The sequence below is a fragment of the Amycolatopsis lurida genome, assembly GCF_900105055.1.
GTDB classification, from domain to species: domain Bacteria; phylum Actinomycetota; class Actinomycetes; order Mycobacteriales; family Pseudonocardiaceae; genus Amycolatopsis; species Amycolatopsis lurida.
The window spans coordinates 6,975,669-6,993,820 of the sequence record NZ_FNTA01000004.1 but is presented as its reverse complement, the minus strand read 5'-3'; the positions used below and the strand labels follow the sequence as shown (position 1 = coordinate 6,993,820).

General features: G+C 69.1%; 22 protein-coding genes and 1 pseudogene. 13 read left to right on the top strand and 10 right to left on the bottom strand.

The window, feature by feature from the left end; translation table 11 throughout:
- Window positions 1–56 precede the first annotated feature (56 nt).
- The 5 genes from BLW75_RS38165 (at window position 57) to BLW75_RS38145 (ending at window position 4,036) form a co-directional block, all read left to right on the top strand.
- Window positions 57–236: a hypothetical protein gene (locus BLW75_RS38165; protein WP_034319322.1), complete on the top strand. Its 180-nt coding sequence runs from the start codon at window positions 57–59 to the stop codon at window positions 234–236.
- 72 nt (window positions 237–308) lie between these two features.
- Window positions 309–1,481: an acyl-CoA dehydrogenase family protein gene (locus tag BLW75_RS38160; protein WP_034319325.1), complete on the top strand. Its 1,173-nt coding sequence runs from the start codon at window positions 309–311 to the stop codon at window positions 1,479–1,481.
- Between the two features lie 82 nt (window positions 1,482–1,563).
- Complete coding sequence (locus BLW75_RS38155) at window positions 1,564–1,899, top strand: ArsR/SmtB family transcription factor (protein ID WP_034319328.1); 336 nt, start codon at window positions 1,564–1,566, stop codon at window positions 1,897–1,899.
- Between the two features lie 11 nt (window positions 1,900–1,910).
- The gene (locus BLW75_RS38150; protein WP_143055421.1) at window positions 1,911–3,224 is read left to right on the top strand and encodes an alpha/beta fold hydrolase; all 1,314 of its coding nucleotides are present in this window, start codon (window positions 1,911–1,913) and stop codon (window positions 3,222–3,224) included.
- Between the two features lie 143 nt (window positions 3,225–3,367).
- On the top strand, window positions 3,368–4,036 hold the full coding sequence (locus BLW75_RS38145; protein WP_034319331.1) for an NIPSNAP family protein: 669 nt from the start codon (window positions 3,368–3,370) through the stop codon (window positions 4,034–4,036).
- Here BLW75_RS38145 and BLW75_RS38140 read toward each other — a convergent pair.
- From BLW75_RS38140 to BLW75_RS38130, 3 genes are all read right to left on the bottom strand, one after another.
- On the bottom strand, window positions 4,022–4,450 hold the full coding sequence (locus tag BLW75_RS38140) for an NUDIX hydrolase (RefSeq protein WP_034319422.1): 429 nt from the start codon (window positions 4,448–4,450) through the stop codon (window positions 4,022–4,024). The two genes, BLW75_RS38145 and BLW75_RS38140, sit on opposite strands and share 15 nt — an antisense overlap.
- Window positions 4,451–4,552: 102 nt before the next feature.
- Entirely contained in the window at window positions 4,553–5,443 is an 891-nt protein-coding gene (locus tag BLW75_RS38135; protein ID WP_034319334.1) for a transketolase family protein, read from the bottom strand.
- 4 nt (window positions 5,444–5,447) lie between these two features.
- On the bottom strand, window positions 5,448–6,140 hold the full coding sequence (locus BLW75_RS38130) for a thiamine pyrophosphate-dependent enzyme (RefSeq protein WP_034319337.1): 693 nt from the start codon (window positions 6,138–6,140) through the stop codon (window positions 5,448–5,450).
- A gap of 52 nt (window positions 6,141–6,192) precedes the next feature.
- On the opposite strand from BLW75_RS38130, the gene soxR reads away from it, so the two are divergent.
- Together soxR and BLW75_RS38120 are read left to right on the top strand one after the other, a co-directional pair.
- Window positions 6,193–6,654 carry a redox-sensitive transcriptional activator SoxR gene (gene soxR, locus BLW75_RS38125; protein ID WP_016335982.1) on the top strand — a complete coding sequence of 154 codons (462 nt, stop codon included), beginning with the start codon at window positions 6,193–6,195 and terminating at the stop codon, window positions 6,652–6,654.
- 46 nt (window positions 6,655–6,700) lie between these two features.
- Window positions 6,701–7,249 (top strand): RNA 2'-phosphotransferase, encoded by a 549-nt coding sequence (locus BLW75_RS38120; protein WP_034319340.1) that lies wholly within the window; start codon window positions 6,701–6,703, stop codon window positions 7,247–7,249.
- On the opposite strand, the gene BLW75_RS38115 is transcribed toward BLW75_RS38120, so the two are convergent.
- Together BLW75_RS38115 and BLW75_RS38110 are read right to left on the bottom strand one after the other, a co-directional pair.
- The gene (locus tag BLW75_RS38115) at window positions 7,246–8,118 is read right to left on the bottom strand and encodes a hypothetical protein (protein WP_034319343.1); all 873 of its coding nucleotides are present in this window, start codon (window positions 8,116–8,118) and stop codon (window positions 7,246–7,248) included. The genes BLW75_RS38120 and BLW75_RS38115 overlap by 4 nt on opposite strands.
- Window positions 8,119–8,164: 46 nt before the next feature.
- Window positions 8,165–8,734 carry a TetR/AcrR family transcriptional regulator gene (locus tag BLW75_RS38110; protein ID WP_034319346.1) on the bottom strand — a complete coding sequence of 190 codons (570 nt, stop codon included), beginning with the start codon at window positions 8,732–8,734 and terminating at the stop codon, window positions 8,165–8,167.
- A gap of 160 nt (window positions 8,735–8,894) precedes the next feature.
- Here BLW75_RS38110 and BLW75_RS38105 point away from each other — a divergent pair, with 160 nt between their 5' ends.
- Entirely contained in the window at window positions 8,895–11,075 is a 2,181-nt protein-coding gene (locus BLW75_RS38105) for an MMPL family transporter (RefSeq protein WP_034319349.1), read from the top strand.
- Window positions 11,076–11,157: 82 nt separating this feature from the next.
- On the opposite strand, the gene BLW75_RS43060 is transcribed toward BLW75_RS38105, so the two are convergent.
- Window positions 11,158–11,313: a hypothetical protein gene (locus BLW75_RS43060; protein WP_167373564.1), complete on the bottom strand. Its 156-nt coding sequence runs from the start codon at window positions 11,311–11,313 to the stop codon at window positions 11,158–11,160.
- An 88-nt stretch (window positions 11,314–11,401) separates the two neighbouring features.
- Between BLW75_RS43060 and BLW75_RS38100 the strand changes: the two genes are divergently transcribed.
- From BLW75_RS38100 to BLW75_RS38090, 3 genes and pseudogenes are all read left to right on the top strand, one after another.
- Window positions 11,402–11,740: an ArsR/SmtB family transcription factor gene (locus BLW75_RS38100; RefSeq protein ID WP_034319351.1), complete on the top strand. Its 339-nt coding sequence runs from the start codon at window positions 11,402–11,404 to the stop codon at window positions 11,738–11,740.
- 113 nt (window positions 11,741–11,853) lie between these two features.
- Window positions 11,854–12,216 (top strand): annotated as a pseudogene (locus BLW75_RS43815) (SRPBCC family protein); the annotation flags it as partial.
- Window positions 12,213–12,812, top strand: coding sequence for a dihydrofolate reductase family protein (locus tag BLW75_RS38090; protein WP_091599241.1), 600 nt, complete (start codon window positions 12,213–12,215; stop codon window positions 12,810–12,812). The pseudogene BLW75_RS43815 and the gene BLW75_RS38090, both read left to right, overlap by 4 nt.
- A 9-nt stretch (window positions 12,813–12,821) precedes the next feature.
- Here BLW75_RS38090 and hisB read toward each other — a convergent pair whose 3' ends face one another.
- Genes hisB through hisD form a run of 3 tightly spaced genes read right to left on the bottom strand, consistent with a single transcriptional unit; the run spans window position 12,822 to window position 15,840 of the window.
- Window positions 12,822–13,421, bottom strand: a complete 600-nt coding sequence (gene hisB, locus BLW75_RS38085) for an imidazoleglycerol-phosphate dehydratase HisB (protein WP_005155296.1) — start codon at window positions 13,419–13,421, stop codon at window positions 12,822–12,824.
- Window positions 13,418–14,518: a histidinol-phosphate transaminase gene (locus tag BLW75_RS38080; RefSeq protein ID WP_034319354.1), complete on the bottom strand. Its 1,101-nt coding sequence runs from the start codon at window positions 14,516–14,518 to the stop codon at window positions 13,418–13,420. Before BLW75_RS38080 ends, hisB begins: the two co-directional genes overlap by 4 nt.
- Complete coding sequence (gene hisD, locus BLW75_RS38075) at window positions 14,515–15,840, bottom strand: histidinol dehydrogenase (protein WP_034319357.1); 1,326 nt, start codon at window positions 15,838–15,840, stop codon at window positions 14,515–14,517. Before hisD ends, BLW75_RS38080 begins: the two co-directional genes overlap by 4 nt.
- An 84-nt stretch (window positions 15,841–15,924) precedes the next feature.
- On the opposite strand from hisD, the gene BLW75_RS38070 reads away from it, so the two are divergent.
- Window positions 15,925–16,719, top strand: coding sequence for a carbon-nitrogen hydrolase family protein (locus tag BLW75_RS38070; RefSeq protein WP_034319359.1), 795 nt, complete (start codon window positions 15,925–15,927; stop codon window positions 16,717–16,719).
- Here the strand turns inward: BLW75_RS38070 and BLW75_RS38065 are convergent.
- A complete protein-coding gene (locus tag BLW75_RS38065; RefSeq protein ID WP_034319362.1) occupies window positions 16,667–17,155 on the bottom strand; it encodes an Lrp/AsnC family transcriptional regulator in 489 nt (162 codons plus the stop codon). The genes BLW75_RS38070 and BLW75_RS38065 overlap by 53 nt on opposite strands.
- A gap of 68 nt (window positions 17,156–17,223) precedes the next feature.
- On the opposite strand from BLW75_RS38065, the gene BLW75_RS38060 reads away from it, so the two are divergent.
- Window positions 17,224–18,120 carry an SMP-30/gluconolactonase/LRE family protein gene (locus BLW75_RS38060; RefSeq protein ID WP_034319365.1) on the top strand — a complete coding sequence of 299 codons (897 nt, stop codon included), beginning with the start codon at window positions 17,224–17,226 and terminating at the stop codon, window positions 18,118–18,120.
- Window positions 18,121–18,152 lie beyond the last annotated feature (32 nt).

Genomic DNA, 18,152 nt, shown 5'->3' with positions numbered 1-18,152 from the left:
TTAGCGACTCCGAGTGAAAGGCCGGCGCAGGACCGCCCTGCACTTATGGAGGAACGATGCAGGACGCCGACGAACTGACTCGCCTGCTCAGCGCCTGGCGGGACGACATCGAGAGCGTGCCTTTCCCTACCTTCGCGGAGCTGCTGATCCCGGCGCAGAAGCGGCGCTCCACCCCCGCCCGGACGGCCACGGCATCGGTTCAGGTGACGAAGACCACCGGCTGCCGGAATCATTGACACCCGACTCCGGTCGCGTGTGTGGTTTTCTTCTTAGGAAGACGACCCACCGAGCCGACCAGGAGTGACCGCATGAGCAGCAGCCCGGATCCGCGCGACTTCCTCGATCTCGACGCCGAGCTCACCGCCGAGGACCGGGCCATGCGTGATGCCGTGCGCTCCTACGCGCAGGACCAGCTCCTGCCCCACGTCGCCGAGTGGTATGAAACGGGCGCTCTGCCCGCCGCCGAGCTCGCCAAGGGGTTCGGGCAGCTCGGACTGCTCGGCATGCATCTGGAGGGTTACGGCTGCGCCGGGACCAGCGCCGTCGCCTACGGCATCGCCTGCCGGGAGCTGGAGGCCGTCGACTCCGGGTTGCGCAGTTTCGTCTCGGTGCAGGGCTCGCTGGCGATGTACGCGATCCACAAATGGGGCACCGAGGAGCAGAAGCAGGAGTGGCTGCCCCGGATGGCCGCCGGTGAGGCGCTCGGCTGCTTCGGCCTGACCGAACCGGACGCCGGCAGCGACCCCGGCAGTATGCGGACCCGCGCGGTGCGCGACGGCTCGGACTGGGTGCTGAGCGGTACGAAGATGTGGATCACCAACGGAACCGTCGCCGACGTCGCGGTCGTCTGGGCCCAGACCGACGAAGGCGTGCGCGGTTTCGTCGTCCCCGCGAACACGCCGGGCTTCACCGCGAACGAGGTCAAGCACAAGCTGTCGCTGCGGGCCTCGCTGACCGCGGAACTCGTGCTCGACGGCGTCCGCCTTCCCGATTCCGCGGCGTTCCCTGAGGTCAGGGGCTTGCGTGGACCGCTGTCCTGCCTGAACGAGGCGCGCTACGGGATCCTGTTCGGCGTCGTCGGCGCCGCCCGCTCCTGCTACGAGTCCGCGCTGGAGTACACGCTGAGCCGGGAACAGTTCGGCAAACCGCTTGCCGGGTTCCAGCTCACCCAGCGCAAGCTCGCCGATCTCGTCGTCGAGGTCAACCGCGCCGGGCTGGTCGCGCTGCGGATCGGACGCCTCAAGGACGCCGGGACGCTGCACCACAACCACGTCAGCTTCGGCAAGCTCGCCAACGTCCGCTCCGCACTGGAGGTCGCCAGGACCGCGCGCGCCATGCTCGGCGCCAACGGGATCTCGCTGGAGTACCCGGTGATGCGGCATATGTCGAATCTGGAAACCGTGCTGACCTACGAAGGCACCGAAGAGATGCACGCGCTCTCGCTCGGCCAGTCGGTCACCGGTCTGGCCGCCTTCCGCTGATCCTCCCGCACGTCGGCGGGGGGCCGGCGTCTGTCCCGTATATCTATTTGCGCGTATATATAGCGTCGTGTATGCTCATCGCATGACCGCTACCGTGCAGCAGCGACTGGCGGCGATCTCGGAGCCGAACCGGTTCCGGATCGTCGAGCTGCTCAAAGAGGGGCCTCGGCCGGTCGGCGCCATCGTCGACGCGCTCGGCCTCGGCCAGCCGCAGGTGTCCCGGCACCTGCGGCTGCTCGCGGAGGCCGACGTGGTCGAAATGACCAAGCAGGCCCAGCAGCGGATCTACCGGCTGCACCCCGAAGCGATGCTTTTGATCAGCGACTGGGTGCAAGGTTTCGCGGCGCTGTGGGTGGGACGGATGGACCGTCTCGGCTCACTCCTCGACGGCGACCGCGCCCCCGAACCGAACGCGTGAGGAGCTCGGCCGTGTCCGACGGCATCGTGATCGACAGGACGAACAACACCGTCCACATCAGCCGCACCTACGCCGCGGGCGTCGACCGCGCCTGGTGGGCGTGGACCGACGCCGAGGCGATCGGTCGCTGGTGGGGCCCGCGGGGCTGGGCGGCCACCGTCTACGAGATGGACGTGCGCCCCGGCGGTCGCTGGCGGTTCCAGATCGCGCCGGAGGACGGGTCGGCCGCCGCGGTACGCAGTGTCGCCACGTACACCGTGGTGGAGCCGTGTGCCGAGCTGGCCTACGAGGACGCGTTCGCCGACGAGGCGTGGCGGCTCGACGGCACCGACACCTTCCCCACGACGGTCACCTTCGCCGCCGCCGGGACCGGCTGCACCGTCGACGTCTGCGCCGTTTTCGCCGACGGCGCCGCCCTGCAACGCGCTGTCGAACAGCAAATGGCCGATGGCTACCTCGAGGCGCTCGAACGGCTCGACAACGTACTGAACACCCCGACCGACACCACAGACGGAGAACCGACCATGGACACCATCACCTCGGCCGACGGCACCACCATCGCCTACGAAAAGACCGGCTCGGGTCCCGCGATCATCGTGGTCAGCAATGTCGCGGAGGACCACACCTCCGTCGCCGGCCTGTACACGGCGCTGGCCAAGGACTTCACCGTGCTCAGCTTCGATCGCCGCGGCCGCGGCGCCAGCGGCGACCCGCAGCCCTACGACCCCGCGCGCGAGATCGAGGACATCTCGGCGCTGATCGACGTCCTCGGCGGCTCCGCGGCCCTGGCCTCCGGATCCGGCGGATGCGGGATCGTGCTGGACGCGGCCAGCGCCCTGGGCGACAAGGTCACCGGCCTCTACCTCTATGAGCCTCCGTTCATCGTCGACGGCTCCCGGCCGCCGGTTCCCGCCGATTCCGTCGAGCACATGGAAGCGCTCGTCGCGGCGGGCAAGCGCAGCGAGGCAGGCGAATACTTCATGAGCGAGGTGGTCGGCGTCCCCGCCGAATACCTCCCGATGATCACGCAGGACCCGTCCTGGGAGAAGACGAAGTCCTATGCCCACACCTACGCCTACGACGGCCGGATCTGGCGCGGGCTCCAGGACGGCACGCCGTTGCCCACCGACCGCTGGAGCATCGACGCGCCGATCGCCGTCGCCGTCGGCGGCAACGGCGAGGCGTTCATGCGCACCGGCGCCGAGGCGCTGGCCGCGATCCTGCCGAACGTCACCGTGCTGACGCTGGAAGACCACGACCACAGTGCCTTCTGGATGGCCCCCGAGCCCGTCGCCGGCCAGATCCGCTCGTTCCTGCTCGGCTGAGAGCCGGTTGGCGGAGCCCGCCCTGGCCGAAGGCCCCGCCATCGCGGTGGCAGGGCGTCTTCCCGTCGACGTATCGCGGACGCGGGTTCACCGACAGGAACTGAGGGCCCGAAACTGTCGGTGCGGGCCTCTATGGTCCGCGCATGACCGATTCCCCCGAGTTCCAGTCCGTCGTCGAGCTGCGCCGGTACACGCTGCACCCCGGCCGCCGGGACGAGCTGATCGAGCTCTTCGAGCGCGAGTTCGTGGAGAGCCAGGAAGCCTGCGGCATGCGCTTGTTCGGCCTCTTCCGCGAGCCGGCGGAGCCGGACAAGTTCGTGTGGCTGCGCGGTTTCCGGGACATGGAGGCGAGGCGGGCCGCGCTCGAAGCGTTCTACCACGGGCCCGTGTGGCGAGAGCACGGCCCGGCGGCGAACGAGACGATGATCGACGCCTCGGACGTCCTGCTGCTGCGCCCGTCCGGGCCGGGGTTCCCCGATCCGGACGGCGCCGGCGATTCCCGGGTGCTGGTGACGGTGTGCCATCCGGCCGTCCCGGTCAAGGAGTTCTCCGCGTACTTCGCGGACCATGTGGCGCCCGTCCTGCGGGAATCCGGCTTGGACACGTTCGGCCACTTCGAAACGGAGCCCGCGGAGAACACCTTTCCCCGCCTTCCCGTGCGGGAGAACGAGTCGGTGTTCGTCTGGTTCACGAAGTCCACGGAAGAACACCGCGAACTCCTCGACCGGACAGGTGCCGAACTGGCGGGCAAACTCGAACGCCCTTGGCAACAACGGGAACTGACACCGACCACGCGGTCAGTGCTGCGCTGAAAGGAGGGCCGCGAGTCCGTCCGGGTACAGGATCGCCTTGCCACTCGCCACGTCGGACATCGGCAGCCAGTGCACGCGCGCGCCGTCGTCGAGCACCACGCCGACCTCGTCGCGCTCGTAGAAGGCCTTGTCGGTCAGGTCGGCGGTGAACAGGAACACGATCTCGTGCCCTGGCCTGCCTTCGTAGGTGAACACGTTCTCCAGCACGGCGATCTGCTCGACCGAGGTCAGCTCCGCCGCGAGTTCCTCCTGGAATTCGCGGTGCAACGCCTCGGCGGCGGTCTCCCCGAACTCGATCCCGCCGCCGAGCGGGCGATGGTAGGTCTCGCCTTTGGCGTGGTCACGGCCTTCGAACACGAGAAGGTCTTCGCCGCGGCGGATGACCCCGAGCGCGAGCGGGCGGATCTTCGTCATCCCGGTGACGCTAGCGTCCTGCGCCGGAAATTCGTAGGCCTTCCCGGCGGCCCGGCTTCCCGGATCCACCGAATGAGGCGCACCGATTTTCGGCGCAGCACGCTAGCGGAGGAATTCCTTGACCGACAAGGCGATCGAGCCGGCGTCGAGGCCGTGCGCGAGGTCGTGATCGGCCATTTCGCCGTAGATGCGCACTTCCGCGTCCCGCCGGACACCGAGGGAGAGCAGCCGGTGCGGCGTTTCGGACAAGGCGTCGGTCACCGCGTGCGCCGACGTTCCCGCGAGGTACGGCTCGATCAGCACGACGTCGGTGGCCCCCGCGGCCTCGACGGCGGCGCGCAGCCCGGCGGCGTCGAAGGGCCGGATGGTCGAGGTGTAGAGCACGGTCACGTCGAGATCGGCGGTCGCCTCCAGCGTCCGGTCGAGCATCGGCCCGACGGCCACCACCACACCTCGCCCGCCTTCACGCAGTGTTTGCAGGCCCGCGCCCAGATGCGCTTTCGCGTTCTCCTGCGCGGACAGCCGGAGATAGACGCGCCCGTCGCCCGGGATGGACTCGAGCAGCAGCCGCCGGGCCTCCTCGGGATGCCCCGGCACGTGCACGGTCCAGCCCGGGAGCGTGTCGATGAGGGCGACGTCCCCTGGTGCCTGGTGTGTCCGCCCGGCGGTCGGCATGTCGTAGGACGCGCCCGAGGACACCAGCACCGCACCGACGTCCTGGTGCCCGAGGTCGAGTTTGACCTGCTCGAAAGCCCGCTCCACGAGGAATGACGAGAAGGTGTGGACGATCGGGCGCATCCCGGCCAGCGCGAGGCCGCCCGCGGTGCTCATCATCAGTTGTTCGCGGATGCCGACGTTGAGCACCCGGTCCGGATGTTTCCTCGCGGCGAAGGCGAGTTGTGCCGCGGAGATGTCGGCGAGCACGACGGCGACGTTCGGGTCGGTGTCGAGCGCCTCGGCGGCGGCTTCGAGGAACGTTTCACGCATGTTCACGGGTTCAGGCCTTTCGCTCGACGGTCGCGACCACGGCGAGCGGCCGGTCCGGATGGGGTGCGGTGAAGGCTTCGTGGAGCGCGTCGTGATCGCGGCCGTCGACGGTGCGGGTCGTCCAGCCTTCGACCTCGAACCGGCGGGCTATCCCGCCGGGCCAGCCGTGCGTGGCCGAGGAGTTGTCGACGACGACGGCCGTCAGCTGCGGCATGCCGATCCGGCCGGCGACCGCGATGGCCTCTTGGTTGGAGCCCTCGTCGAGCTCTGCGTCGCCGATGAGGGTGACGACCTTGGCGTCACGGAATCCCTTGGCGCGCAGGCCGAACACGGTGCCGATGGCCAGCGGAAGCCCGTGGCCCAGCGAACCACTGGAGATCTCGGCCACGGGAAGCCTCGCCCGGTCGGGATGGTGACCGAGCCGGGACTCGGCCGAAGTCCAGCCGGCGAGTTCTTCCTCGTGGATGAAGCCCTTCTTCGCCAGCACCGCGTAGTAGGCCATCGGGCCGTGGCCTTTCGACAGGAGGAAGCGGTCGCGGCCCGGATCACGGACGTTCTCCGGGGTGATGTCGAGCACACGGTCGTAGAGCACCCACAGGACGTCCACAGTGGACTCCGCGGCCGCCTGATGCTTCTCGTCCCCGGTCATCAACGAGATCAGCCTCGGCAGATCCTCGTAGCCGGTCTTGGTGTCGGTGGTCATGAACCGAGGTTGCAACCTCGACTTAGGTCGAAGTCAAGGCTAATCTGGCGACGTGACGAGACTGGCTGAACACCTGAGCATCGGGCAGGTCGCCGACCGCAGCGGCGTGCCCCATACGGCTTTGCGTTTCTACGAGGACAAGGGGCTGATCAGCTCAGAGCGCTCGGCGGGCAATCAGCGCCGGTACTCGCGTTCGGTGCTGCGCCGGATCGCCTTCATCCGCGCCGCGCAGCGGGTCGGGCTCAGCCTGGACGACATCAGCTCGGCACTGGAGACCCTGCCCAAGGACCACGCCCCCACCAAGGCCGACTGGGCCCGCCTTTCGCGGGGCTGGCAGGACGAACTCGACGCGCGGATCGACGCGTTGCAGCGCCTGCGCGACAGGCTGACCGGATGCGTCGGCTGTGGTTGCCTCTCCCTGCGCAGCTGCGGGCTCTACAACGCCGACGACCAGATGTCCCGATTCGGCCCCGGCGCGGGGAAGCTGCGCCCGGCTTCCGAGGGTGGCATCTGAATTCCGTTGCCACGCGGGGGCCGGATGTGCGTCACTGTGACTCGAAATGGATAAGAAGAACCTCATCCGAGTCTCGAAACGGCTCTCCCGGCACCTGCGGCACGCGCCCGGCGACATAGGGATCACCCTCACCCCTGACGGCTGGGTCGACGTCGACACGCTCTTGGTGGCCTTGCGGCGCAACGGTTTGCCGCTCACCCGCGCCGAACTCGACGAAGTGGTCGATGGCAACGACAAGCGGCGCTTCGCCTTCGACGAGGCCGGGCTGCGGATCCGCGCCAGCCAGGGCCACAGTGTCGACGTCGACCTCGCACTGCCCGCCGCGATCCCACCGGACGTGCTCTACCACGGCACGGTCTCCCGGTTCCTCGACGCGATCCTGTACGAGGGACTCAAGCCGATGAAACGGCATGCCGTGCATCTCTCGGCGACCGTGGACACCGCTCGGGCCGTCGGGGCGCGGCGCGGCGTCCCTGTGCTGCTCACCGTGGACGCCCGGGAGATGTCCGCCGCCGGACACGAGTTCCAGGTGAGCGCGAACGGCGTCTGGCTCACCGCCGCCGTTCCGCCGCGATTCCTGCGCAGACTCCCCTAGACCAGCCCGTTCTTCCGGAGAAGCGACAACGTGTTCACGGTGAACATGCCGTTCCACTCCAGCGCGGCGGCGGGCGAATAGCTCGTGTAGTCGACACGCCAGCCGCCGTCGCCGTGCTGCCCGCCCGCCACCCGCCGCAGATCCGCCTCGATGACGCCGGGCCGGAAGAGCTTCCGTGCCGGGCCACCGGGTTCCGGTGCGAAATCGAGCGGGCGCATGGCCTCGCCCTCGATCCCGCCACCCACGGCGACCACGCCGTCGTCCGGGACGAATCGGCCGAGCTTCTCGACCAGGCGCGTGTCGCCGAGCCCGTCCACCAGCTTCATCGCGAAGGCGAGCACGAGCGCGTGCGGCGCCTCGTCGAGCTTCTCCATCTCATCGAGGCAGTATCTTGTGGCCTTCGCGAGCCAGGGATGTGCGGCGACCGCGGGATCGTGCGCCGCGACGCGCTGCGCGGTCACCGCGACGATCGCGGTGATCTGCAGCGAGGAGACCGCCGGATCCGCGCTCGCCCAGAACGGCGCGCTGCCGGACGGATCCGGCATCGGCAGCGCGAACGGGATCCCGCCGTCGGGCAAGGAGATCGAGGCGAGCCAGTCGCAGAGTTCGGCCGCACGCGGACTTGTCGACTTGCCGACGTCGGCGAAGACCTCGAACGCGTGCAGCGCGCCGGCGGGCTGGCTGGTCACCGAGCGGCAGTCGGGTTCGAGCCCGTGGCCGTAGCCACCGTCGGGATTGCGGTACGCCTCGAGCGCGGCGAGCGCCGCGGCCGGGTCGCCGTCGCGGAAGAGGACGTCGAAGCGCCGCCTGTCGAGCAGCCGGGCCTGGGTGGCCATGAACGTGGCCGCCGCGTTCAGATCGATGTTCATACCGACAGGGTCGCGCGGATCGCGGCGCCTGTCTTGAACACATCGGTCACGAACGGCGGCGCGGGCGGTTGTAGAGCTTGCGGCCGACGCTGAGGAGCGTTTCGCGCAGCGTCTCGTCGTCGAGCGAAGTGACCTCGGGTGAACCACCGGCGAGGGCGATACCGGCCAGGAGCACCTGCGCGGTGACCATCCCCAGCGCGTCCGGCTCCGGCCCGGCGAGGATCTCCAGCAGCCGGTTCTTGAAGCTTTCCGAGCGGTGGACGGATTTCTCGATCGCGCGGGCGATACCGGGGTCGCTGGAGAACAGGGCGACCAGCGCGCGGTGCCGCACCACGAGATCGACGAACCCGTCGAGCAGGTGGTCGATCTGCGCGCCCCGGGTGCGCTGGGCGCGGGCGTCGTCGACGATGCCTTCGAGCTCCCGCAGCACGGGTTCGGCGACGGATTCGGTGATCTCCGCCTTCGTCTTGAAGTGGTAGTAGACGGCTGCCTTGGTGACGCCGAGGGCGTCCGCGATCATCTGCAGCGAGGTGCCTTCCACGCCGTGTTCGGTGAACAGCCGCAACGCCGTGCCCAGTAGTCGCGTGCGGGTGTCCTCCACGTGGACGACGTCCATGTTCCCTCCTCGTTCAGCCGTCGGAGATTACGTCAAGCGTGGCCTCCTGACCAAACGAGTACTAGCCGTGCGGCTAGTCACACACTTGCCGATCGGCTTGTAGCCCCCTAGCCGATCGGCTAGCTTGAAATGAACCTGAACGAGTGAACGGGAGACTTTCGTGGCCAGCTTCCTGTACCGCCTGGGCCGGTTCTCGTTCCGGCGCCGGGCGCTGGTGACAGCGGTGTGGGCCGCTGTCCTGGTGGCCCTCGGCGCGGGCGCGCTGACCCTGTCCGGCCAGCTTTCGAACTCGGTGACCATTCCCGGCACCGAATCGCAGAAGGCGATCGACCAGCTCGCCGACCGGTTCCCGGAAGCCGCCGCCGGCGGCGCGACGGCGCGCGTCGTCATCTCGACGCCCGGTGACATCACCGACGCCGGCGGGCAGGCCGCGATCGCGGGGCTCGTCAAGGGGCTCAAGGACGCGCCGAAGGTCGCCGGGGTGGTCGACCCGTTGCAAGAGCGGGCGATCTCGCCCGACAAGCATGTCGCGCTGGCGCAGGTCAGCTACCGCGTCCCGGGCTTCGAGCTCACCGACGCCGACCGCGACGGCCTGATGGCCGCCGCGGATTCCGCCAAGGCAGCCGGGTACACGGTGGAATTCGGCGGTGACGCCGTCCAGGCGATGCCCGCCACGAACGCCACCGAAGGTCTCGGTGTCGCGGTCGCCGCCGTCGTCCTGATCATCACCTTCGGCTCGCTGCTCGCGGCCGGGATCCCGCTGCTGACCGCGCTCATCGGCGTCGGCATCGGCATGGCGGGGATCACGACGGCGTCCGGTTTCCTCGAACTGAACACGAACACGCCCGTGCTCGCGCTGATGATCGGCCTCGCCGTCGGCATCGACTACGCGCTCTTCATCGTTTCCCGCTACCGGCACGAACTCACGATCGGCCGGGATCCGGAGGAAGCCGCCGGACGCGCCACCGGCACGGCGGGTTCCGCGGTCGTGTTCGCCGGGCTGACCGTGATCATCGCGCTGGCGGGCCTGACCGTCGTCGGCATCCCGTTCCTCGGCGAGATGGGCATCGCCGCGGCGATCACCGTCGCCATCGCGGTCGTCATCGCGCTCACCCTGCTGCCCGCCGTGCTCGGCTTCGCGGGCGGCAAACTGGCGGGCGGCAAGATCCGCCTGCGCCGCAAGGAAAGCGCGACGACACACGGCGAGCGCTGGGCGCGTTTCGTGGCCCGCCGCCGGATCCCGGTGCTGATCGCCGCGATCGCCGGTCTCGCGATCGTCGCCATCCCGGCCGCGAGCATGCAGCTCGGCCTGCCGAACGACAGCACCGCCGCGCCGGACACCACCCAGCGCAAGGCCTACGACACCGTCACCCGCAGCTTCGGCGAGGGCGCGAACGGCCCGCTGGTGATCGTCGTCGACCTGAGCGGCAGCACCGACCGCCAAGCCGCGCTCCAGCAGGCGGCCGCGGGTATCGGCGGCCTCCCCGAACGCCCGATCGTCACGCCGCCGAAGACCAACCGGGACGGCGACCTGGCGCTGCTGACCGTCATCCCGAAGAGTGGTCCGAGCAGCACCGCGACCGAAGACCTGGTCAGCGACATCCGCGGCCTGAACGCGGGGCTGGGCACGGCCACCGGCGCGTCGCTGGCGGTGACCGGCCAGACCGCGGCCAACATCGACGTCTCGGAGAAACTCGCCGACGCGATGCTGCCCTATCTCGCACTGATCGTCGGGCTGGCGTTCCTGCTGCTGATGCTGGTGTTCCGGTCGATCGTGGTCCCGCTGAAGGCGACTCTGGGCTTCCTCGGCTCCGTGGTCGCGACGTTCGGCGCCGTGGTGGCGGTGTTCCAGTGGGGCTGGCTCACCGACCTGCTCGGGGTGAAGACGACCGGGCCGATCATGAGCATGCTGCCGATCCTGCTGATCGGCGTGCTGTTCGGGCTCGCGATGGACTACCAGGTGTTCCTGGTGACGCGGATGCGGGAGGAATACGTCCACGGCGCCGAACCGCAGCAGGCGATGGTGACCGGTTTCCGGCACGGCTCCCGCGTCGTGGTCGCCGCCGCCCTGATCATGATCAGCGTGTTCGCCGGGTTCGTCCTCGCGGAATCGTCGCTGATCCAGTCGATCGGGTTCGCGCTGGCGTTCGGGGTGCTGGTGGACGCCTTCGTGATCCGGATGACCATCGTGCCGGCGCTGATGTCCCTGCTCGGCCGCGGTGCCTGGTGGTTGCCGAAGTGGCTGGATCGCTTACTGCCCGATGTGGACGTCGAAGGCGAGAAGCTCGCGAAGCAGCTGGACGCGCCTGACGAGCGAGAGCTGGTCGACGCCTCGAAGTAGCAAGTACGTGAAGGCCCCCTTCACTGCGCTAGACGCAGTGAAGGGGGCCTTCACGTACTCCGGTCAGAGAAGCGTGCGGCGGTCAGGCCAGCCAGGCGATGGCGCCGCCGATCGCCAGCACCGCGCCGATACCCAGCACGACGGCCATGAACTTGACGCTCTTCCAGGTCGCGTAGACGCCGCCGATCAGGAAGCCGCCGAGCGCGAACAGCAGCACAGCGATGGTCGTGTTACTCACGACCGCCACCCTGCCACACCTCCGCCGCCACGACCGCGCCGGGCCCGCACCTTACCCTCGTGACCGGACGCGGCTAACGTACAACCACATGGTTGTACTTCGAGGGGAGAGCGAGGAGTCGCTCAACCGGCTCTTCCGCGCCTTGGCCGACGGCACGCGCCGAGACATCCTGGCGCGGGCGATCACGGAAACGCCGTCGGTCTCCGATCTCGCCGCGCAGTACGAGATGAGCTTCGCCGCCGTGCAGAAACACGTCGCCGTGCTCCAGCGCGCGGGCCTGGTCCGGAAACGCGCCAACGGCCGCGAACAGCTGGTCTCGACCGACCGCGAGCGGCTCCAGCGCGCCACCGAGCTTCTCGACTCCTACGAAGTTCTTTGGCGCCAGCGTGTGGCGCAGCTCGACGATGTCCTCCGGGAAGGGGAATGACGATGCCGATCACCTCGGTCACCAAGGAGCCCGAAAAGCTCAGTCTCACCGTCGTGGCGGACTTTCCCGTTCCGCAAGAGCGGCTTTGGGCGGCTTGGTAGGATCCAAGGCAGTTAGAGCGCTTCTGGGGACCACCGTTCGCGCCCGCCACGTTCACCCATCACGATTTCCGGGCGGGCGGCCGCGCCGAGTACTACCTGTCCGGGCCGAACGGCGAGAAATGGGCCAATTCCTGGAAGTTCACCTCGGTGAACCCCATCGACTCGTTCGAGGCGGAAGACGGCGAGGACAACGCCGACGACGAGAACATGCCCACCTCGATGACCTTCACCTTCGAGGCGACGCCCACCGGGTCGCGGATGATCCATGTGACGCACTTTTCCAGCGTCGAAGCCATGGAGAAGACGATCCCCGGGATGGAAGAGGGCTTCCGCGCCGCGATGCCCCAACTCGACGCACTGCTGGAGACGAAATGAGAAGACTCAAGATCATCGAACACATCTCGCTCGACGGCGTGATCCAGCATTCCGAAGACGGGAACGGCTTCCCGTACGGCGGCTGGAACATGCCCTACCGGACACCCGAAGGCCGGGAGGCCGTCATGGCCGCGCATCCCGAAAGCTTCGACCTGCTGCTCGGCCGTCGCACGTACGAGCTCTGGTCGGAGTACTGGCCGGACGCGCCGAGCGACCCGCTCGCGGACCGGCTCAAGGCGGCGACGAAATATGTCGTCACCCATCGGCCGGAAAGCCTGAAATGGGGCCCGTTCGAGGGTGTCGGCCCGGACCTCGTCGAAGGCGTTCGCCACATCAAGGCACAGGAGGGCCCGGACCTCATCCTCTCGGGCAGCTCCACACTGACGTCGACGCTGCTCGAAAACGGGCTCGCGGACGAAGTCGTGCTGGCCGTCTACCCGCTCCTTTTGGGCACAGGCAAGCGTTTCTTCGCCGACGGAACCCCGGCGTGCTCCTTGGGGTTCGTCGGCACCACCGCGACCCCGTCCGGCGTTCTCCTCAACACCTACAACGCAATTCGTCACCTGGATGCGACATTCGCGCATCCAGGTGACTGATTGCGAGAGTTAGAGGACGCCCTTCGTCGACGGGATGCCGCCCGCCCGCGGGTCCGGCTCGGTGGCGGCGCGCAGCGCACGCGCGACGGCCTTGTACTCGGCCTCCGCGATGTGGTGCGGGTCGCGGCCGTGCAGCACCCGCACGTGCAGCGCGATCTGCGCGTGGAACGACAGCGAGTCGAACACGTGCCGCGTCAGCACGAACGGGTAGTTCCCGCCGATGGTGAAGCTGTTGAACTGCTCCGGCTCGCCGAGGTGCACGCAGTACGGGCGCCCGGAGACGTCGATCGCGGCGTGCGCGAGGGTCTCGTCCATCGGGATCCACGCGTCGCCGAAGCGGCGGATGCCGCTCTTGTCGCCGAGCGCCTGCCGCAGCGCCTGGCCGAGCACGATCGCGGTGTCCTCGACGGTGTGGTGCGCGTCGATGTGCACGTCACCGGTCGCCTGCACCTTGAGGTCGAGCGAGCCGTGCACGCCGAACGCGGTGAGCATGTGGTCGTAGAACGGGACACCGGTGTCGATCTCCACCTGCCCCGTGCCGTCCAGGTCGAGCTGGACCGAAATGGACGATTCCCTGGTGGTGCGATCCACCTTGCCGACGCGACTCATCGCGGCACCTCCTTGCTGGCCTCGAGAAAGGCGTCGTTCTCTTCCGGCGTCCCGATGGTCACCCGCAGGTGCCCTTCGATGCCGACGTCCCTGATCAGCACACCGTTGTCCAAATAGGACTGCCAGGTCGCGGGCGCGTCCGCGAACCGTCCGAAGAGGACGAAGTTCGCGTCGCTCGGGACCGGCGTGAATCCCAAGCCCAGCAACGCTTCCACCACACGGTCGCGTTCGGCCGCGAGTTTGGCGACCGAGGCGAGGGTGGCGTCCGCGTGCCGTAGCGCGGCGCGCGCGGCGGCCTGCGTGAGCTTCGAGAGGTGGTACGGCAGCCGCACCAGCTGCAACGCGTCGACGATCGCGGGCGCGGCCGCCAGGTAGCCGAGCCGCCCGCCCGCGAAGGCGAACGCCTTGCTCATCGTGCGCGACACGATCAGCTTCGCCGGGTACTCCTCGAGAAGCTCGACGGCGCTCGGCTGCGACGAGAACTCCGCGTACGCCTCGTCGACCACCACGATGCCCGGCGCCGCTTCGAGCAGCCCGCGCAGCTCGTCGAACGGGATCGACCCGCCGGTCGGGTTGTTCGGGCTGGTCACGAACACGATGTCCGGACGGCGTTCGCGCACCAGCGCGGCCGCCTTCTCGGTGTCGAGCGTGAAATCGTCGCGGCGCGGCACCGGCAGCCAGTCGGTGCGGGTGCCCGCCGAGATGATCGGGTGCATCGAGTACGACGGCTCGAAACCCAGCGCCGAGCGGCCGGGACCGCCGAAGGCCTGCAGGATCTGCTGCAGGATCTCGTTGGACCCGTTGGCGGCCCACACGTTCGACTCCGACACGAGCACGCCGGTGGACACCGCGAGGTAGTCCGCCAGGTCCTGGCGCAGCGCGACGGCGTCACGATCCGGGTAGCGGTGCAGCGAAGCGGCTTCGGCGCGGACGGCCTCGGCGACGTCGGCGACCAGCGCGTCCGGTGGCGGGTACGGGTTTTCGTTGGTGTTGAGCCGGATCGGCACGTCGAGCTGCGGCGCGCCGTACGGGGTCTTGCCCCGCAGGTCCTCCCGCAGCGGGAGCGAGCCGAGCGTGACGTCCTCGCCGATGGTCATGCGCGCCCCCCTTCGAACCGCGCCGTGATCGCCTCGCCGTGCGCGGGCAGGTCTTCGGCGTTCGCCAGCGCGACGACGCGGCCGGCGATCTCGCGCAGCGCGTCCTGGCTGTAGTCCACGACGTGCACACCCTTGAGGAAGCTCTGCACCGAGAGCCCGGACGAGTGCCGCGCGAAGCCACCGGTGGGCAGCACGTGGTTCGACCCGGCGCAGTAGTCGCCGAGCGAGACCGGCGCGTACGCCCCGACGAAGATCGCGCCGGCGTTGCGAACGCGGGCCGCCACCGACGGCGCGTCCGCGGTCTGGATCTCCAGGTGTTCCGCGGCGTACGCGTCCACGACGCGGATACCATCGTCCATAGTGGACACGAGAATGATGCCGGACTGCTTGCCGCCCAACGCCTCCGTCACGCGCTCGGAGTGCTTGGTGGCGGCGACGCGGCCGGTCAGCTCCTTGTCGACGGCGTCCGCGAGCTCCTCGGACGTGGTGACCAGCACGCTCGCGGCGAGCGGGTCGTGCTCGGCCTGGCTGATCAGGTCGGCGGCGACGTGCACCGGGTCGGCGGTCTCGTCGGCGAGGATGGCGATCTCGGTCGGGCCCGCCTCGGAGTCGATGCCGATGATGCCACGCAGCAGCCGCTTGGCCGCGGTGAGATAGATGTTGCCGGGCCCGGTGACGACGTCGACCGGCTCCAGCGTGGCGCCGTCGGTGTCGGTGCCGCCGTACGCGAGCAGCGCGACGGCTTGCGCCCCGCCTACGGCCCAGACCTCGTCGACGCCGAGCAGTTCGGCGGCGGCCAGGATCGTCGGGTGCGGGAGCCCGCCGAACGCGGCCTGCGGCGGCGAGCACACCACGAGCGTGCCGACGCCGGCGATCTGCGCCGGGACGACGTTCATCACCACGGTCGAGGGGTACACCGCGAGCCCGCCCGGCGCGTACAGCCCGACGCGCTCGACCGGGATCCAGCGCTCGGTGACGGTGCCGCCGTCGACGACCTCGGTCGTGACGTCCTGGCGGCGCTGGTCGCCGTGGACCTTGCGGGCGCGGGCGATGGACTCCCCCAGCGCCTCGCGGACGGCCGGATCGAGGTTCGCGAGCGCGTTGGTGAGCTCCGCGGCGGCCACGCGGACACCGCCGGGGCGGACCTTGTCGAACTTCTCGGTGTACTCGAGAACCGCCTCGACGCCGCGATCGCGGACCGCCTCGACCACCGGCCGTACGTGATGCAGCGCCGCGTCCACGTCGTACTCGGCACGCGGGAGCGTGCGCCTGAGCTCGGCAACGGACGGGACCTGTCCACGCAGGTCGGTACGGTTCAGCATGGGTCAAGGGTACGAGGTGGCCGGATCACCCCGAGCAGGCACACTGGGGTGGTGACCAGCGATCCCACGATAAGGGAGGCCTCCGTGCCGCGAATCGGGTTGTGCCAGCTCACGGCCGCCGAGGATCCCGAGACGAACCTGAAGCTGATTCGCGAGGGCGTGGCGGCCGCGGCGGGGGAAGGCGCCCGGATCGTCGTGTTCCCGGAGGCGGCGATGGCGCGCTTCGGCATCCCGCTCGGGCCGGTCGCGCAGCCTTTGGACGGACCGTGGGCGTCCGCTGTGGCCGCCCTCGCCGAAGAGCACGGCGTCGTGGTCGTCGCGGGCATGTTCACGCCGTCGCCCGACGGACGGGTGAGCAACACCCTGCTCGTCACCGGCGCGGGGCATCACTTCGGCTACGACAAGATCCATCTGTACGACGCCTTCGGATTCGCGGAGTCCGACACGGTCGCGCCCGGTACCGCGCCTGTCACCTTCGAGGTCGACGGGACCACGTTCGGCGTCGCGACCTGTTACGACATCCGCTTCCCCGAACTGTTCCGGAAGCTGGCCGACGACGGCGCCGACATCGTCCTCGTGCCGACGTCGTGGGGCGCGGGCGAGGGCAAACGCGAGCAGTGGGAGGTCCTGGTGCGCGCCCGCGCGCTCGACTCCGGCTGCTGGGTGCTGGGTTGCGGGCAGGCTGATCCGGCCACGACCTCGACCCCGGTGAACCCCAAGGCACCCACCGGGATCGGCTACTCCACGGTCTCCGACGGCTTCGGCCGCGTCCACACCCAGCTGGGCGCCGGACCGGAACTCGTGGTCGTCGACGTGGATCCGGCGGTCAGCGGGAAGGCGCGGGCGGCGACGGGGGTGCTGGCGAACCGTCGGCTGTAGCGTCCACAGATCGCTCGAAGAAGGATTCGAGCACCACGATCGTCTGGGTCCCGGTGACGCCCTCGATCGCGTACAGCCTGCGCAGTGACGCCTGCAGCTCCTCGGTGGTCGGCGTGCGGACCTTCACCAGCAGCGAGGCCGGGCCCGCGATGATGTGCGCCTCGACGACCTCCGGCAACGCCTCCAGCGCGGCCTTGGTCGGTGCGTCGCCCATCCACGAGCCCGCCTCGACCAGCACGAACGCCATCACGCCCCGCCCGACCGCCGCGGGGTCGACGTCGACGGTCGTGCGCCGGATGACGCCCTGTTCGCGCAGTTTGCGGACCCGCTCGTGCGCTGCGCCCGCGGACAGACCGACCGCCTTGCCGAGCGCGGCGTACGCCTGAGTCGCGTCCTGCTGCAGCGCGGTGAGCAGCATGCGATCTACGTCATCCATAGGTTGACCATATCAAGTTCGGCGGTTCATGATGATCGCAATATCTCATTCAGAGCACTGGGGTTTCCATGGACATGGTCAAGGCGCACTTCGAAGTCCTCGACGAGCGGTTCGCCCGCGTGAACGGGGACGAATGGATGCAGCGGATCCACACCGGCTGCCGGTGGACCGAGGGGCCCGCCTATTTCCCGGCAGGCCGGTACCTGGTGTTCAGCGACATCCCGAACGACCGGGTCCTGCGCTGGGACGAGACCACCGGCGCGGTCGGCGTGTTCCGCGAGCCCGCCGGCTTCCACAACGGGCACACCGTCGACCGCCAGGGCAGGCTCGTCAGCTGCGAACAGGGCGGCCGCCGCGTGACACGCACCGAACACGACGGCACGACCACCGTTCTCGCGGACACCTATCAAGGCAAGAGGTTCAACAGCCCCAACGATGTCGTCGAGTCCTCGGACGGCGCCATCTGGTTCACCGACCCGAGTTACGGCATCGACAGCGACTACGAAGGCCATCAGGCGGAAAGCGAGATCGGCGCCTGCCACGTCTACCGGGTCGATCCGGTGGACGGTTCCGTACGGATCGTCGCGGAGGATTTCTCGCGCCCGAACGGGCTCGCGTTCTCGCTCGACGAGTCGCTGCTCTACATCGCGGACACGCGGCAGAAACCCAGCCACATCAGGGTTTTCTCCGTGGACAAGGGACGGCTTTCCGGCGGCGAGGTCTTCGCGACATGTGACGCCGGCGGCTTCGACGGCGTGCGCGTGGACGCCGCGGGCCGGGTCTGGGCCGCCGCGCACGACGGCCTGCACTGCTTCGCGCCCGACGGCACGCGGATCGGGAAGCTGCGGGTGCCGGAGGTGTGTTCGAACCTGACCTTCGGCGGGCCGCGGCGGAACGACCTGTTCATCACCGCGTCGAGCTCGGTGTACACGCTGCGGGTGAATTTCTCGGGACCAGCCTCGTGAGTGGTAAGGACGGTTAGAACCGTCCTTACCAC